The following is a 16640-nucleotide window of genomic DNA, read 5'->3' on the forward strand; positions in this document are numbered from 1 at the left end:
TCATGCACGGCGAATCTCCAATCAAACGTCGCGAATCGCGCAAGATCTGGGTCGGTAACGTACCGGTTGGCGGCGATGCACCTATCGCTGTTCAGAGCATGACCAACAGCGACACCAACGACGTCGCGGCCACCGTGGCGCAGATCAATCGCCTTGAAGCCGCCGGTGTCGATATCGTGCGGATCTCGGTGCCGGACATGGACGCCGCCGAGGCCTTTGGCAAGATCAAGCAATTGGTCAAGGTGCCGTTGGTTGCCGATATCCATTTCGACTACCGCATCGCATTGCGTGTCGCGGAGCTGGGCGTTGACTGCCTGCGCATCAACCCGGGCAACATCGGTCGAGAAGATCGTGTACGCGCAGTGGTCGATGCCGCCCGTGATCGCGGGATTCCGATCCGCATCGGCGTCAATGCCGGCTCCTTGGAAAAAGACCTGCAAAAGAAATATGGCGAGCCGACTCCGGCCGCGCTGGTCGAGTCTGCCTTGCGTCACGTCGAACACCTTGAGCGCCTGAACTTCCAGGACTTCAAGGTCAGCGTGAAGGCTTCCGATGTGTTCATGGCCGTCGAAGCCTATCGCCTGCTGGCCAAGGAAATCGTCCAGCCGCTGCATTTGGGCATCACCGAAGCCGGTGGTTTGCGTTCCGGCACAGTGAAATCTGCCGTGGGCCTCGGTATGCTGCTCGCCGAAGGGATTGGCGATACTATCCGCATCTCGTTGGCGGCTGACCCGGTCGAGGAAGTGAAAGTCGGCTACGACATTCTCAAGTCCCTGCACTTGCGTTCCCGTGGCATCAACTTCATCGCCTGCCCGAGCTGCTCGCGGCAGAACTTCGATGTGGTCAAAACCATGAACGAATTGGAAGGGCGTCTCGAAGACCTGCTGGTGCCGCTTGATGTTGCGGTCATCGGTTGCGTGGTCAACGGCCCGGGTGAAGCCAAGGAAGCCCATATCGGCTTGACCGGCGGCACACCGAACCTGATTTACATCGACGGCAAGCCGTCGCAGAAACTGACGAATGACAATCTGGTGGATGAGCTTGAACGCTTGATCCGCCAGAAAGCGGCCGAGAAGGTCGAAGCTGACGCAGCGGTTATCGCACGCGGCTGAGCCGGACTGAAGAGCCGAACGAATTTAAGGATTTAAAGTGAGCAAGTCTCTGCAAGCCATTCGTGGCATGAACGACATCCTGCCCGAGCAGACGCCCCTGTGGCGTCATTTCGAGGGTACAGTTTCGCGTCTGCTGGATAACTATGGTTACAAGCAGATCCGCATGCCGATCGTCGAGTTCACCGAGTTGTTCAAGCGCTCCATCGGTGAAGTGACTGACATCGTCGAAAAAGAGATGTACACCTTCGACGACCGCAACGGCGACTCCCTGACCCTGCGCCCTGAGGGCACGGCAGCCTGCGTGCGCGCGGTGCTTGAGCACGGCATCACTGGCGGTGGCCAGGTGCAGAAACTCTGGTACATCGGCCCGATGTTCCGCCACGAGCGCCCGCAGAAAGGCCGTTATCGCCAGTTTCACCAGATCGGTGTCGAAGTCTTCAACCTCGACGGTCCGGACATTGACGCCGAGCTGATCGTGCTGACCTGGCGCCTGTGGGGCGAGCTCGGTATCCGCGATGCGGTCAAGCTCGAACTCAATAGCCTGGGCACCAGCGAGTCCCGTGGCCGTTATCGTGAAGCGCTGGTCGAGTTCCTGTCCGGGCATCTGGACAAGCTGGACGAAGACAGCCAGCGCCGCCTGAAAACCAACCCGCTGCGCGTGCTCGACACCAAGAACGCCGATACCCAGGCGATTCTGGTTGATGCGCCGAAAATGGCCGACTACCTCGACGAAGAATCCCGTGTGCACTTCGAGGGCCTGAAAGCTCGCCTTGACGCCGCCGGCATTCCTTATGTAATCAACCCGAAGCTGGTTCGCGGGCTTGATTACTACAGCAAGACCGTTTTCGAATGGGTCACCGACAAACTGGGCGCCCAGGGCACCGTATGTGCCGGTGGCCGTTACGACGGTCTGGTCGAGCAGATGGGCGGCAAGCCGACGGCTGGCGTAGGTTTCGCCATGGGTATCGAGCGCCTGGTGCTGCTGCTGGAAACCCTGGAACAGATTCCGGAAGAGATTTCCCGTCAGGTCGACTTCTACCTCTGCGCCTTCGGTGAAGCGGCCGAGCTGGCTGGTTTGACCTTGGCCGAGCGCGTGCGTGATCAGTTACCGAACCTGCGCCTGCAAGTGAATGCCGGCGCCGGCAGCTTCAAAAGCCAGTTCAAGAAAGCCGACAAGAGCGGTGCGCTGTATGCACTGATCCTCGGTGACGACGAGATGGCCCAGCAAGTGGTAGGTTTCAAACCCCTGCGTGGCCAGGGCGAACAACAAAGCATTGCCTGGGATGCGCTTGCCGCTCACCTGGCCACCTGCGTCGTGCAGGGTTGAAGCTGTCATAAACAGCCGATTTAGCGATTAAGGAGTATTGGGGTGTCGAGTACCGAAGACGAACAGCTGGCGGATTTGAAGGACTGGTGGTCACGCAACGGCAAGCCCCTGGTCACTGGCGGCCTGTTGGCGCTGGTCATCGTGTTCGGCTGGCAAGCCTTTCACAAGTATCAGAGTAATCAGTCGCAAGGCGCCTCGATGCTCTATCAGCAACTGCTGGAAACCACGCTGACGCCTGACGGCAAGCCTGACGCAGCCCGTGTTTCCGACCTGGCCGGCAAGCTCAACAGCGAGTTCGGTGGCAGTGCCTATGCGCAATACGGCAGCCTGTTCGTGGCGAAAGTCGCCGTCGACAGCGGCAAGCTGGATGACGCAGCCAGCGAGCTGAAAGCCATTACCGCGAAACCGGCCAACCCGGCATTGGGCGAAATCGCCCGTCAGCGCCTGGCACAGGTACTGGCTGCGCAGAACAAGGCCGATGAAGCCCTGAAACTGCTCGAAGGCGATGCTGACAAGGCATTCCTGGCCACTCGCGAAGAACTCAAGGGCGACCTGCTGGTACAGCTGGGTCGTAACGATGAAGCGCACGCGGCGTATCAAAAAGCCAAGGCGGCACTGTCGGATGAAGCGGCGGTCGGTGGCCTACAAATCAAGCTGGACGATCTGGCCAAAGGGGATGCGTGACGTGATCCGTTGGAAACATGCAGCATTGCTGGCTCTGGCCGTTTTGGCCGCGGGTTGCAGCAGCAACAGCAAAAAAGAACTGCCTCCGGCCGAACTGGTCGACTTCAAGGAAGAAGTGGTTCTGCATAAAGAGTGGAGTCGTTCGATCGGTGACGGTCAGGGCGAAACCTACAACATGCTGGTTCCTGCAATCGATGGCGATACCATCTACGCCGCCGATGTTACCGGCGTGGTGATGGCGCTGGATCGCAGCAACGGCGACGTCAAATGGAAGAAAGATCTCGAACTGCCTGTTTCCGGCGCCGTTGGCGTGGGTTACGGGCTGCTGACGATCGGCACGCTCAAGGGTGAAATCGTTGCCCTGGACGCTATCAACGGCGAAGAGAAATGGCGCGCTCGCGTGTCCAGTGAAGTCCTCGCACCACCGGCCAACAACGGTGATGTGGTGGTGGTTCAAACCCAGGACGACCGTCTGATCGGTCTGGATGCCGCTACCGGCAACCAGCGCTGGTTGTATGACAGCACTCCGGCAGTACTGACCCTGCGCGGTACCAGTGCGCCGATCGTGACCAACCACCTTGCAGTGGCTGGCCTGTCGACCGGTAAAGTGGTCGCGCTCAACATTTCCAACGGCGTGCCGGTGTGGGAACAGCGTGTAGCGATCCCGCAAGGTCGTTCGGAACTGGAGCGCGTTGTCGACATCGACGGCGGCCTGCTGCTGTCCGGCGGCACACTGTACGTTGCAAGTTACCAGGGTCGTGTTGCGGCGCTGGACCTGGAAAGCGGTCGTCAGCTTTGGCAGCGTGATGCTTCCAGCTACGCCGGTGTCGCCCAGGGTTTTGGCAGCGTCTACGTGAGCCTGGCTTCGGGCACCGTTGAAGGCGTCGACGAGCGTTCCACCACAGCCTTGTGGAGCAACGACTCGCTGGCTCGCCGTCAACTGTCGGCTCCGGAGGTGTTCTCCAGCTACGTTGCAGTCGGTGACCTGGAAGGTTACCTGCATCTGCTGAGTCAGGTAGACGGTCGATTCGTCGGCCGCGAGCGCATCGATAGCGACGGCCTGCGTGCCCGTCCGCTGGTGGTGGGTGACACGATTTATGTATTTGGTAACAGCGGCAAACTGGAAGCCCTGACCATTAAGTAAAGGTTTGACTATGCTTGGGTTTAACCCCAAGCGGCTTCACCTGTATTGATGAATGTAGGAGCGGGCTTGCTCGCGATGGACTTCAACGATTACGTTGGCACCCTGAATAAACGCGGTGTTCTTGCGTTTATCGCGAGCAAGCTCGCTCCTGCAGACAAACACACGGTGATTGCCCCGAGCACCAGCCGCTGCCTCGCAGCGGCTTTTGTATTTTCTGAAATAACGAAGTGGAGAGCCGCATGGTTCCCGTAATCGCCCTGGTGGGCCGACCGAACGTCGGCAAGTCCACCTTGTTCAACCGCCTGACCAGGACTCGTGACGCCATCGTCGGCGACTTGTCCGGTCTGACCCGTGATCGCCAATACGGTGAGGCCAAGTGGCAAGGGCGTTCCTACATTCTGGTCGACACCGGCGGTATCTCCGGTGACGAGCACGGTATGGACGAAAAAATGGCCGAGCAGTCACTGCTGGCCATTGAAGAAGCAGATGTTGTTCTGTTCCTGGTAGATGCCAAGGCCGGTTTCACCGCTGCCGACCAGATGATCGCCGAGCATTTGCGCAAACGTAACAAGCGTTCCTACGTGGTTGCCAACAAGGTCGACAACATCGACCCTGAAATGGCCCGCGCCGAGTTCGCCCCGTTGGGCATGGGTCACGCCATTCCGATCGCCGGTGCTCACGGTCGTGGCATCACCCAGATGCTGGAAATCGCCCTGAGCGACTTCCCGAAAGACGAAGAAGAGCTGGAAGAAGGCGAGGAAGAGATCGTTGCCGAAGGCGAGGAAGCCAAGCGCATTCCTGGCCCTAGCGAAAAAGACGGGATCAAGATTGCCATCATCGGCCGTCCGAACGTCGGCAAGTCGACGCTGGTCAACCGCATGCTCGGTGAAGACCGGGTAATCGTCTACGACCAACCCGGCACCACTCGCGACAGCATCTACATCCCGTTCGAGCGTAACGACGAGAAGTACACGCTGATCGACACCGCCGGTGTGCGCAAGCGCGGCAAGATCCACGAAGAAGTTGAAAAGTTCTCCGTGGTCAAAACCCTGCAGGCGATCAAAGACGCCAACGTGGTGATCTTCGTGATGGATGCCCGCGAAGGCGTGGTGGACCACGATCTCAACCTGCTGGGCTTCGCCATTGAATCGGGTCGTGCGCTGGTTATCGCGATCAACAAGTGGGATGGCATGACGCCAAGCGAGCGTGACTTCGTGAAGGTCGAGCTGCAACGTCGACTGTTCTTCGTTGACTACGCCGACATCCACTTCATCTCGGCGCTGCACGGTACTGGCGTGGGCAACCTCTACGCCTCGGTACAGAACTCGTTCAAGTCCGCGGTTACCCGCTGGCCGACCAACCGTCTGACCTCGATCCTGGAAGATGCGGTCGGCGAGCACGCGCCACCGATGGTCAACAATCGCCGGATCAAGCTGCGTTATGCGCACTTGGGTGGTGCGAACCCGCCGATCATCGTGATTCACGGTAACCAGATCGAGAAGGTGCCGAAGTCTTACGTGCGTTACCTGGAAAACACTTACCGTCGTGTCCTCAAGCTGGTCGGTACGCCGATCCGCATCGAGTTCAAGGGCGGCGAGAACCCGTACGAAGGCAACAAGAACTCGCTCACCGACCGTCAGGTCAACAAGAAGCGTCGCATGATGTCGCACCACAAAAAGGCCGACAAGAAACGCCGCGATAAGAAGTAACGCCGCGCTTCTGTAGGAGCTGCCGCAGGCTTCGATCTTTTGATTTTAAGAACAAGATCAAAAGATCGCAGCCTTCGGCAGCTCTACAGGGTTCGATCATAAAAGGGTGCTCAGCAGAGCGCCCTTTTTTGCGTCTGGCGGTTTGATGCTTGACCGCTTACAGCTTGTCGCTTGAAACTTGCAGCTCACCTGCAGGGGCTCACCGATGATCACCAGTAAGCTGCCGAATGTCGGCATCACTATCTTCACTCAGATGTCTCAGCTCGCGGCGCAGACCGGCGCGCTCAATCTGTCCCAGGGTTTTCCTGATTTCGATGCCCCGCAGGCCCTGTGCGATGCGGTCGGTCGGCATATTGCCAGCGGCCACAACCAATATTCGCCGATGACCGGCTTACCGGCATTGCGTCAACAGATTGCGACGAAGATTGCCCGCAGCTATGGCGTCAATGTGGATGCCGATCACGAAGTGACGGTCACCCCCGGCGCGACCCAGGCGATCTTCTGTGCCATTCAGGCAGTTATCCACAATGGCGATGAAGTGATCGTGTTCGATCCAGCCTATGACAGTTACGAACCTTCGGTGGAGCTGGCCGGTGGTCGTTGCGTGCATGTGCAGTTGGGACTGAATGACTTCTCCATCGATTTCCAGAGGCTCGCCGAAGCCCTGAGTCCGCGAACGCGGATGATCATCCTCAACACCCCGCACAACCCCAGCGGCGCACTGATCAGCCGTGCCGAGCTGGATCAATTGGCGGCATTGATCCGTAATCGAGACATCTACGTGGTCAGCGACGAGGTCTACGAACACTTGGTGTACGACGGTGTGCCGCACGCCAGCGTGCTGAATCATGAAGAGTTGTATCAGCGCGCCTTCGTGGTCAGCTCTTTCGGCAAGACCTACCATGTCACTGGCTGGAAAACCGGCTACGTGGTCGCTCCGCCGGCACTCACGGCGGAGCTGCGCAAGGTGCACCAGTACGTCAGTTTCTGCGGCGTCACGCCACTTCAATACGCCCTGGCCGATTACATGGCCGAGCATCCGGAACACGTCGAAGAACTGCCGGGCTTTTACCAGGCCAAGCGCGATTTGTTCTGCGATCTGCTGGCGCCGTCGCGATTCACTTTCACTCGGGTGACCGGCACCTATTTCCAGTTGGTCGATTACTCGCAGATCCGGCCGGACCTCAATGACGTCGAGATGGCCCTGTGGATGACCCGCGAGCATGGCGTGGCGAGTATCCCGATATCGGTGTTCTACCAGACACCACCCGAAGGCCAGCGCCTGGTGCGACTGTGCTTTGCCAAACGCGAGGAGACCCTGCGCGAAGCAGCGGAAAAACTATGCGTGATCTGAGTGCATTGCCGAATCTGACCGTTGCGCTGATTCAGACCTCCTTGGCCTGGCATGACCGTCAGGCCAATCTGGAGCATTTCGAGCCCTTGCTGGAACAGGCGCGCGGCGCGGACCTGATTGTCCTGCCGGAGATGTTCACGACCGGTTTCTCCATGGAGTCCGAGACCCTCGCCGAGCCGGAAAACGGCCCCGCCAGCAAATGGATGCGGGCTCAGGCGTCGAAGCTTGATGCGGTGATCACTGGCAGCGTCATCGTTCAGGCTGCCGATGGCAGTCACCGCAATCGTCTGTTGTGGGCGCGACCCGACGGTGAGGTATGGCACTACGACAAGCGCCATCTGTTTCGCATGGCCGGCGAGCACAACCACTACACCCCCGGCGAACGCCAGGTGCAGTTCGAACTCAAGGGCTGGCGAGTGCGGCCGCTGATTTGCTACGACCTGCGTTTCCCGGTGTGGAGTCGTGACGCTCAGGACACTGACTTGCTGCTGTACACGGCCAATTGGCCGGGCGCGCGGCGCCAGCACTGGAACCGCTTGCTGCCGGCGCGGGCGATCGAGAACCTGTGCTATGTGGCGGCAGTGAATCGCATCGGCACCGATGGCAAAGGCTTCGCGTATACCGGCGACAGTCAGGTGCTGGATTTCCAGGGTGAGACGTTGCTCAGTGCCGGGGAGGCGGATGGGGTATTCAAGGTGGTTTTGGATGCGGCGGAACTGGCGGCTTATCGCACGCGGTTTCCGGCGAATCTGGATGCCGATACCTTCGAGTTCACCTGATCCCTAAAAGATCGCAGCCTTCGGCAGCTCCTGCAGAGGGCACATTTCAATGTAGTAACTGCCGAAGGCTGCGATCTTTGGATCTTCAAACCACACAATCAAAAAGGCCCCGAGGTTCTCACCCCGGGGCCTTTTGTGTTTCAGCGAAGGCTTACGCCGCTTTCGCTTCCGGCTGGCTCAGGGAGCGGTTCAGTGCGCTGAACAGGGCCTTGAAGCTGGCGGTGGTGATGTTTTCGTCGATGCCGACACCGTGCACCGCACGTTCACCGTTCACTCGCAGTTCAATGTAGGCCGCAGCCTTGGCATTGGTGCCCGCGCCGATGGCGTGTTCGTTGTAGTCCATGATTTCCACCGGGATTGGCAAACCGGCCACCAGTGCTTCCAGCGCGCCATTGCCCTTGCCGCGCCAGTGCAGGTTGGTTTCGCCCTGGCCTTGGCTGGCGACTTCGACTTCGACGGCGCTGTTGCCGTTCTCTTCCTGCAAACGATGGCTGACCAGCGCGTACGGTGTGTTGGCCTGCAAGTACTCGCTGTGCAGCAGCGCGTGGATCTGCTGGGCGGTCATTTCCAGGCCCAGGCGATCGGTTTCACGCTGCACGACCTGGCTGAACTCGATCTGCATGCGACGCGGCAGGCTGATGCCGTATTCCTGTTCCAACAGGTAAGCGATACCGCCCTTGCCCGACTGGCTGTTGACGCGGATCACCGCCTCGTAGCTGCGGCCGATGTCGGCCGGGTCGATCGGCAAGTACGGCACTTCCCACAGGGCGTCGGGTTTCTGCTGGGCGAAGCCCTTGCGAATGGCGTCCTGGTGAGAACCGGAGAACGCGGTGTGAACCAGGTCGCCGACGTATGGATGACGTGGGTGCACCTGGATCTGGTTGCACTCTTCGACAACTTTGCGCACGCCGTCGATATCCGAGAAGTCCAGCTCAGGGTGCACGCCCTGGGTGTAGAGGTTCAATGCCACAGTCACCAGATCGACGTTACCGGTGCGTTCGCCGTTGCCAAACAGGCAGCCTTCGACACGGTCGGCACCGGCCATCAGGCCCAGTTCGGTGGCGGCAACGCCGGTGCCACGGTCGTTGTGGGTGTGCAGGCTGATGATCACGCTGTCACGACGGTTGATGTGACGGCCGAACCATTCGATCTGGTCGGCATAGATGTTCGGGGTCGCGCATTCGACGGTGGCCGGCAAGTTGAGGATCATCTTGTGCTCAGGCGTCGGGTTCCAGACCTCGATCACCGCATCACAGACTTCCTTGGCGAACTCCAGTTCGGTGGCGCTGAAGGTTTCCGGCGAGTACTCGAAGGTCCACTCGGTGTCTGGTTGCATGGCCGCGTATTTGACGAACAGCTTGGCGGCGTTCACGGCGATGGCCTTGATCCCGTCTTTGTCCTGGTTGAAGACAATGCGGCGGAAGGAAGGGGAGGTCGCGTTGTACAGGTGAACGATGGCTTTCTTCGCCCCGCGCAGGGATTCGAAAGTCCGTTCGATCAGGTCTTCACGACCCTGGGTCAGCACCTGAATAGTAGTGTCGTCCGGAATGTGTTTGCCTTCGATCAGGGTACGCACGAAGTCGAAGTCGGTTTGCGAAGCGGCCGGGAAAGACGCTTCGATTTCCTTCACGCCCACTTGCACCAGGGTTTTCCAGAAACGCAGCTTCTTGACCGCGTCCATCGGTTCGATCAGCGACTGGTTACCGTCACGCAGGTCGGAGCTGCACCAGATCGGCGCGGCGGTGATGGTCTTCGACGGCCAGGTACGATCCGGGATGTCGATCGTCGGGAACGCGCGGTATTTCGAAGACGGGTCTTTGAGCATGCTCATGGAGGTAATCCTTATTGTGTGGGCCGAAAAAAGGCGGCCTGCCGGTGGATCGAATGTTCTGGGGTAGAGCGTAAGACGAGGCGCCGCGATTCAGCCCGGCAGTCGTGCGCTGACGAGGCACAGGCTGCGGTGCTGGCGAAGCTGAATGAGGGTGTGTGAGGTTTTCATGCCTTCAACCCTAACCGCGGGGGGGAAGGATGGCAAGCAGTCGAAAAAAATTGAGAGGAATACTCGTGAAGACGTGTTTATCGAGATTTTATTGCTCCGGATTGCGTCGATTGTGTGGATGTTTGCGTAAGGGTTGAGCGATGCGCAATCGAGGTGTCTGGTGTCGGAACGTATTGGCGCAGCTATGCTTAAAGCCCCGAGTGGCAAGCAGGAGTCGGCAATGAATGAGTCCGATTGGAAGCTTTATTGCGTATTACGCCCGTTGGCCCATGAGCGGATGTGCGTGCGGATCATGGCGGATGTCGAGAAGACGGTGCTGGATAAAAGCGTCTCGCCCTACGAGCGGATAGATGCGAGCGAAGAACTGCTCAAGGCTGGTCAGAAGGAGCTGTACTGGGCGTTTGGCGTCTTCAGGTTTTCACGGCATGAAGCGCGCTCGCACTTGCTGGGGTTGTGTGCCCGGGAGTTGATCACGGCTGAGGAGTTGAAGGGCTTTTCAGCCGAAACCCAGGAGTGGATCAGACACTGTCTGGCGGATCGGGAGGTTCATGGGATCGAAGACCTGGAAGCCGAGTAACGCCTTGCAAAAAAGATCGCAGCCTTCGGCAACTCCTACATTGAAATGCGATCCCCTGTAGGAGCTGCCGAAGGCTGTGATCTTTCGATCTTACTTAAGGCTGAAACGCGCCGATAAAAATCGCCGGGTCCACCCGAGCATCATTCAGGCTGATGTTCCAGTGCATATGCGGCCCGGTCGCCCGACCGGTCGAACCGACCTTGCCCACCACTCCGCCGCGAGCCAGTTGCTGGCCGACCTTCACGTCGATTTTCGACATATGGCAGAACATGCTGATGAAGCCTTGCCCATGGTCGACAAAGACCGTATTGCCATTGAAAAAGTAGTTACCGATCAGAATCACTTTGCCGGCGGCCGGGGTCTTGATTGGCGTGCCCGCAGGCACGGCGAAATCCAGGCCCGCGTGAGGATTACGCTCTTCACCATTGAAGAAGCGACGCACACCGAACTTGCTCGACAGCGGGCCATTGACCGGTTTGTCCAGCAGCAGGTTGCTCGGGGTGTTCGGGCTGAACGTGCGGTAGGCCGCAATCTGCTCGGCCAGCTCACCCTCGATGCGCTTGAGATTCTCCGGGTCTGGATTGACCTGCTGCGTGTTCTTCAGGGTGATGCGCTGTTCCGGGTATTTCTTGTTGCCGACGCTGAAGTTCAGGTTGCGTCCGCCACTGGTGATGGACTGCGTGCCCGGCTTGACCGTCAACGGCACGCCAACGATGGCCAGCCAGTTGTCCTGTTCCTTGACCACCAACACGGGTTTGCCCTGATAACTGGCTTTCGGCGCTTGCGCCGAAGCGCCCAGATCCACTACTGCCACACCGCCCGGCACCGGTTTGTTCAACAGGCGAGTGATGTAACTGTCGGCGTGGGCGTTGAAGGTCAGGCACAGCAACAGCAACGAAGCAAAAAAACGCGGCATGGATCAATCCAGTAGAGAAGGGGTGACGGGCGTCAGGTGATTGTCTTCGACCCGCACTTGGAGTTCGCCTTCGCCCAGTTTGGCTTTCAGGCGTTGCCCGTTGTGGGTTTGCGCGGCACTGCGAATCGCGTTGCCGCGCTCGTCGAGCAGGATGCTGTAACCCCGGCCGAGGGTCGCCAAGGGGCTGACCACATGCAGCGTCTGCATCTGACTTTGCAGTTGCAGGCGACGGCTTTTCAGTCCTTCGCGGATGGCGCGGGGCAAGCGTTCGGCGAGGCTGTCGAGGCGTTGACGCAGCATTGCCAGTTGCTTGCCGGGATGTTGCGCGGCCAGGCGGGTTTCCAGACGAATCAGTCGTTCACGGCGAGTATTAAGGCTGCGCTCGAAGGCGCGGCGCATGCGCATGTCCAGATCATCCAGGCGCTGCGCTTGCTGGCGCAGGCGTTCACCGGGATGGCGCAGGCGGCGGGAGATGCCTTCCAGACGCAGGCGGTCGCGCATCAAACGGTCGCGCATGCGCATCACCAGCCGCCGATGCAGGCTTTCGACCCGGCGCACCAGATCGCTGGAATCGGGCGCCAGCAGTTCGGCTGCGGCGGACGGAGTCGGGGCGCGCACGTCGGCGACAAAGTCGCTGATCGAGACATCGGTTTCATGACCGACGGCACTGACAATTGGCGTCACACAGGCATCCACGGCACGGGCCACGGCTTCTTCGTTGAAGCACCAGAGGTCCTCCAGCGAACCGCCGCCACGGGCGAGGATCAGGGCATCGAAACCACGGGCATCCGCCAGTTTCAACGCGCGGACAATCTGCGCAGTGGCCTCGCGGCCCTGAACGGCTGTGGGGATCAGCGTCAGTTGTATCTGCGGTGCGCGGCGGCGGAATACGCTGATGATGTCGCGAATCACCGCGCCGGTTGGCGAGCTGATGATGCCAATGCGTTGCGGGTGCGCGGGCAGCGGCACTTTGCGTTCAGCACTGAACAGGCCCTCGGCGCTGAGCTTTTCCTTGAGGGCGTCGAAGGCCAGGCGCAAAGCACCATCGCCGGCGGGTTCCACAGTGTCGAGGATCAACTGGTAATCGCCACGGCCCTCGAACAGCGAGACCTTGCCACGCACCTTGACCGCGAGGCCGTCCTTCAACGCCTGGCGCACCCGCGCCGCGTTCTGCCGGAACAACGCGCAACGCACTTGGGCGCCGCTGTCCTTGAGGGTGAAATACACATGACCCGACGCCGGACGGGCGAGGTTGGAGATTTCGCCTTCTACCCAGATGTTGCTGAACACGTCTTCGAGCAACACCCGCGCGCGGCCGTTGAGCTGGCTGACAGTCAGGACTTCGCGGTCCAGGCCGAGTCTTGCAAAGGGATCTTTAATCATGGGGCGCATGATAAAGGCATTCTCCAGCCGAATGCACGATCCCTTGTAGGAGCTGCCGAAGGCTGCGATCTTTTGATCTTAAAAAACAAAATCAAAAGATCGCAGCCTTCGGCAGCTCCTACAGGGATTGAGTGAAATGTTGGTTGATTTGTTGGGTCAATGGGATTTTGGTGCGGTGGGGTGGACGGTAATCGGTGCGGGGATCGCACTGGCTTACATTGTGTTCGGCATCGCAGGCTTCGGCACTGCGTTGGTGGCCGGACCGATTCTGATCCTGTTCATGCCGTTATCGAAAATCGTGCCGTTGCTGGTGCTGCTGGATTTCGTCGCAGCCTTCGGCAATCTGTTGCCCTCGCGCCGTGATGTTGCGAAACCGGAGCTGATGCGCCTGCTGCCGTGCATGGCCGTAGGGTGCACGCTGGGCGTGATTTTCCTGCTGAACCTGAAGTCCGACCTGTTGCTGCTGTTGATGGGGCTGTTTATCAGCGCCTATGCGATTTACAGCCTGTGGATAAAAACCCGCCCGGAACAATTGTCCGCCACATGGGCAGTGCCGATGGGCACCGTGGGCGGGATGTTCGGCGCGTTGTTTGGTAGTGGCGGATTTTTATATGCGATTTATCTGAACAGTCGGCTGCCCAAGGAAGAAGCCCGGGCGACGCAAAGCGCGCTGATCAGTTGCAGCACCGTGGTGCGTTTGAGTTTGTTTGCTATCGCAGGTGTATATGCCGAGTTGCCATTGCTGGTATTGGCACTGTGCCTGTCACCAGCCATGGCGCTGGGGTTGTGGATTGGCCGACGTTTGACTATGCGGCTGTCCCGGGAAGCGTTTGTGCGATTGGTGACGTGGTTGGTGCTCGCCAGCGGGATCGCCTTGATCGGGCGTTACCTCAGCACCTGATCGGATCGCAGGAGAGTTTTTTGCTCTTCGCAGGAGCCAGGCTTGCCGGCGAAGGGGCCCTTGAGATCGCCTTCGCGGGCAAGCCTCGCTCCTACAAAAAGCAATTTAAGCGTGTCATAGCGTCGCGGAGAAATCAGTCGTTGTACTGACTCAACAACCGTTCCATCCGTGCACTGAGGCGGCGCTTGATTTCGGTTTCGATGTGCGGCGCGAAGTCGTCGATCACGTCCTGCATGATCAGTTGCGCGGCGGCGCGCAGTTCGCTGTCGAGGTAGAGCAGGGCGTCGGCGTTCTTGCTGGCGCTCGGCGCCGGTTCGGCGGCGGGTGCCGTGGCGTGCATTTGAGGTTTCGGCTCGACGGTGGGCGAAGGCTCGCTGACGGTGTCGAACAGCATCGGAATCTGTTCCTGATCACCGTCTTCGACCGTGTCGGTCAGCAGGGGTGGTTGCAGGTTGTCATCGCCGAGCAGTTGGCGGATCGACTCAAGGTCGTCCAGCAGGTGCGCGGACTGTTGCAGCGGTTTTGGAGTGTCCATCGGAATGCTCAGAGTCGCTGTAAACGGTGATCTTGCAGAGGATAGCCCTGTTCGCGGTAGAAACGGAAACTCTCCCGCGCGGCCTGTCGAATCGCCGGGTCTTCGACCACCACTTCTGCCACCCGGGCAAAACGCTGGGCAAAGGCCGGTACTTTCAGGTCGAGATTGACCAGCAAATCCTGATGCTGACCGCAGTCATCGCCAAGCCCCAGGACGATCAGGCTGTCCGGTTCGCTTTCGGCGGGACCGTGGGGCACGAAGCTTTCGCCCTTGAAAGCCCACAGGCGCGCATCGAGATCGTCACGCTGGGCGGTATCGCTGCAATGCAGGTAGACGCGGTGGCCCATGCGCCAGGCTTTTTCGGTGAGCTTGCAGGCAAAATCCAGGCGTGCCGAAGGATCGGCGCTGGGCAGGATATAGAAGTCGACTTTGGTCATTGCGGTTCCTGATATTCAAATGGCGTCACCCTGAAGCGACGCCATTTGAAGTCATCGGTTTCAGGCTTTGGCGCGGTCCAGCAGGTATTGGGTCAACAACGGAACCGGACGGCCAGTGGCGCCCTTGTCCTTGCCACCACTGGTCCAGGCGGTGCCGGCGATGTCCAGGTGCGCCCAGTTCAGGTTCTTGGTGAAGCGCGACAGGAAGCAGGCAGCGGTGATGGTGCCGGCTTTCGGGCCGCCGATGTTGGCGATGTCGGCGAACGGGCTGTCCAGCTGTTCCTGGTACTCATCGAACAGCGGCAGTTGCCAGGCGCGGTCGTCGGCAGCCTTGCCGGCGCTCAACAGTTGGCCGATCAGTTCGTCGTTGTTGCCCAGCAGGCCCGAAGTGTGGGAACCCAGTGCAACCACACACGCGCCGGTCAGGGTTGCGATGTCGATGACGGCTTGTGGCTTGAAGCGCTCGGAGTAGGTCAGGGCATCGCACAGCACCAGACGGCCTTCGGCGTCGGTGTTGAGGATTTCTACGGTCTGGCCGCTCATGGTGGTGACGATGTCGCCCGGACGGGAGGCGTTGCCGCTCGGCATGTTCTCGGCGCAGGCCAGGATGCACACCAGGTTGATCGGCAGTTTCAGTTCGAGCACGGCACGCAGGGTGCCGAACACGCTGGCAGCGCCGCCCATGTCGTACTTCATTTCATCCATGCCGGCGCCCGGCTTGAGGCTGATGCCGCCGGTGTCGAAGGTGATGCCCTTGCCGACCAGTGCGTACGGCTTCTCGGATTTCTTGCCGCCGTTGTATTGCATGACGATCAGGCGCGGCGGCTGGGCGCTGCCCTGGCCGACGGCGTAGAACGAGCCCATGCCCAACGCCTTGATTTTCTTCTCGTCGAGGACTTCGACTTTCAGGTCCTTGAATTCTTTGCCAAGGTCTTTCGCCTGCTCGCCGAGGAAGGTCGGGTGGCAGATGTTCGGCGGCAGGTTACCCAGGTTACGGGTGAAGGCCATGCCGTTGGCAATTGCGGTGGCGTGGGTCACGGCGCGTTGCACTTCAGCCTGGGCGGCCTTGATGGTCAGCAGGGTGATTTTTTTCAGGGCGCGCGGTTCGGCTTTCTGACTTTTGAACTGATCGAAGGTGTATTCGCCGTCCACCAAAGTTTCGGCCAACAGGCGGGTCTTGCCGTAGCTGTCGCGGCCTTTGACCACGATTTCATCCAGGGCCAGTACCGCATCGGTGCCGCCCAGACCTTTGAGGGTGTTTAGTACGCCGGCGACGAGTTTGCGGAACGGGCGATCGCCCAGCTCTTCATCCTTGCCCACGCCGACCAGCAACACGCGCTCGGCCTTCAGGTTCGGCAGGCTGTGGAGCAACAGGCTCTGGCCGACTTTGCCGGCCAGGTCGCCGCGCTTGAGAACAGCGCTGATCGCGCCGCCGCTCAGTTCGTCGAGTTGTTTGGCGGCGGCACCGAGTTTGCGGCCTTCACCGACAGCGACCACCAGCGTGGCGGTCTTCAACGTTTCCGGGTTAACGCTCTTTACAACCAGTTCCATGTCCGGGTCCCTGAATTGATGGTCAACTCGCTAGCGCTCGACAGTGGGTGCGCGGCGCTTGCGTATAAATAGATAGGCGCCGGTACCGACCGGCGACGAAGGCCGCAGTTTGAACCCCGCTACCGGCGGCTGACAACCCTCGGTTGTACGATTGTAGGGGCGAGCTTGCTCGCGAAGAACCTGAGATCGCCGCGGGGTTTCAGGCTTTGCGCGTTATCGTTGACGACATCGT

15 protein-coding genes are annotated in these 16640 nt (G+C 59.7%); 9 read left to right on the forward strand and 6 right to left on the reverse strand.

The genetic code is table 11. The features are described 5' to 3' along the window. Positions 1–2 precede the first annotated feature (2 nt). From ispG to KUF73_RS05120, 7 genes are all read left to right on the forward strand, one after another. Positions 3–1112 carry a flavodoxin-dependent (E)-4-hydroxy-3-methylbut-2-enyl-diphosphate synthase gene (ispG, locus tag KUF73_RS05090; RefSeq protein ID WP_007944259.1) on the forward strand — a complete coding sequence of 370 codons (1110 nt, stop codon included), beginning with the start codon at positions 3–5 and terminating at the stop codon, positions 1110–1112. A gap of 37 nt (positions 1113–1149) precedes the next feature. Next, positions 1150–2439: a histidine--tRNA ligase gene (gene hisS, locus KUF73_RS05095; protein WP_218436975.1), complete on the forward strand. Its 1290-nt coding sequence runs from the start codon at positions 1150–1152 to the stop codon at positions 2437–2439. Between the two features lie 42 nt (positions 2440–2481). Beyond that, entirely contained in the window at positions 2482–3123 is a 642-nt protein-coding gene (locus tag KUF73_RS05100; RefSeq protein WP_218436976.1) for a tetratricopeptide repeat protein, read from the forward strand. Beyond that, entirely contained in the window at positions 3116–4267 is a 1152-nt protein-coding gene (gene bamB / locus KUF73_RS05105) for an outer membrane protein assembly factor BamB (protein ID WP_218436977.1), read from the forward strand. The genes KUF73_RS05100 and bamB overlap by 8 nt, the downstream gene beginning before the upstream one ends. Positions 4268–4506: 239 nt before the next feature. Continuing rightward, positions 4507–5976: a ribosome biogenesis GTPase Der gene (gene der, locus KUF73_RS05110; protein ID WP_218436978.1), complete on the forward strand. Its 1470-nt coding sequence runs from the start codon at positions 4507–4509 to the stop codon at positions 5974–5976. Positions 5977–6181: 205 nt separating this feature from the next. Continuing rightward, complete coding sequence (locus tag KUF73_RS05115; protein ID WP_218436979.1) at positions 6182–7330, forward strand: pyridoxal phosphate-dependent aminotransferase; 1149 nt, start codon at positions 6182–6184, stop codon at positions 7328–7330. Beyond that, positions 7318–8109 (forward strand): amidohydrolase, encoded by a 792-nt coding sequence (locus KUF73_RS05120; RefSeq protein ID WP_218436980.1) that lies wholly within the window; start codon positions 7318–7320, stop codon positions 8107–8109. The genes KUF73_RS05115 and KUF73_RS05120 overlap by 13 nt, the downstream gene beginning before the upstream one ends. A 151-nt stretch (positions 8110–8260) precedes the next feature. On the opposite strand, the gene leuA is transcribed toward KUF73_RS05120, so the two are convergent. Then, the gene (gene leuA, locus KUF73_RS05125) at positions 8261–9940 is read right to left on the reverse strand and encodes a 2-isopropylmalate synthase (RefSeq protein WP_218436981.1); all 1680 of its coding nucleotides are present in this window, start codon (positions 9938–9940) and stop codon (positions 8261–8263) included. Positions 9941–10328: 388 nt separating this feature from the next. Here leuA and KUF73_RS05130 point away from each other — a divergent pair, with 388 nt between their 5' ends. Next, positions 10329–10685 carry a hypothetical protein gene (locus tag KUF73_RS05130; protein ID WP_218436982.1) on the forward strand — a complete coding sequence of 119 codons (357 nt, stop codon included), beginning with the start codon at positions 10329–10331 and terminating at the stop codon, positions 10683–10685. A gap of 94 nt (positions 10686–10779) precedes the next feature. Here the strand turns inward: KUF73_RS05130 and KUF73_RS05135 are convergent, their stop codons facing one another. Together KUF73_RS05135 and xseA are read right to left on the reverse strand one after the other, a co-directional pair. Continuing rightward, the gene (locus KUF73_RS05135) at positions 10780–11601 is read right to left on the reverse strand and encodes a peptidoglycan DD-metalloendopeptidase family protein (RefSeq protein ID WP_218436983.1); all 822 of its coding nucleotides are present in this window, start codon (positions 11599–11601) and stop codon (positions 10780–10782) included. A gap of 3 nt (positions 11602–11604) precedes the next feature. After that, the gene (gene xseA, locus KUF73_RS05140; protein ID WP_218437435.1) at positions 11605–12984 is read right to left on the reverse strand and encodes an exodeoxyribonuclease VII large subunit; all 1380 of its coding nucleotides are present in this window, start codon (positions 12982–12984) and stop codon (positions 11605–11607) included. Positions 12985–13120: 136 nt separating this feature from the next. Between xseA and KUF73_RS05145 the strand changes: the two genes are divergently transcribed. Beyond that, positions 13121–13885: a sulfite exporter TauE/SafE family protein gene (locus KUF73_RS05145; protein ID WP_218436984.1), complete on the forward strand. Its 765-nt coding sequence runs from the start codon at positions 13121–13123 to the stop codon at positions 13883–13885. A 133-nt stretch (positions 13886–14018) separates the two neighbouring features. Here KUF73_RS05145 and KUF73_RS05150 read toward each other — a convergent pair whose 3' ends face one another. Genes KUF73_RS05150 through KUF73_RS05160 form a run of 3 tightly spaced genes read right to left on the reverse strand, consistent with a single transcriptional unit; the run spans position 14019 to position 16408 of the window. Continuing rightward, positions 14019–14420, reverse strand: coding sequence for a DNA polymerase III subunit chi (locus tag KUF73_RS05150; protein WP_218436985.1), 402 nt, complete (start codon positions 14418–14420; stop codon positions 14019–14021). A gap of 8 nt (positions 14421–14428) precedes the next feature. After that, positions 14429–14857: a DNA polymerase III subunit chi gene (locus KUF73_RS05155; protein WP_218436986.1), complete on the reverse strand. Its 429-nt coding sequence runs from the start codon at positions 14855–14857 to the stop codon at positions 14429–14431. A 60-nt stretch (positions 14858–14917) separates the two neighbouring features. Next, complete coding sequence (locus KUF73_RS05160) at positions 14918–16408, reverse strand: leucyl aminopeptidase (protein ID WP_218436987.1); 1491 nt, start codon at positions 16406–16408, stop codon at positions 14918–14920. Between the last annotated feature and the right edge of the window lie 232 nt (positions 16409–16640).

This window comes from Pseudomonas sp. PD9R, assembly GCF_019200975.1.
Classification (GTDB): Bacteria; Pseudomonadota; Gammaproteobacteria; order Pseudomonadales; family Pseudomonadaceae; genus Aquipseudomonas.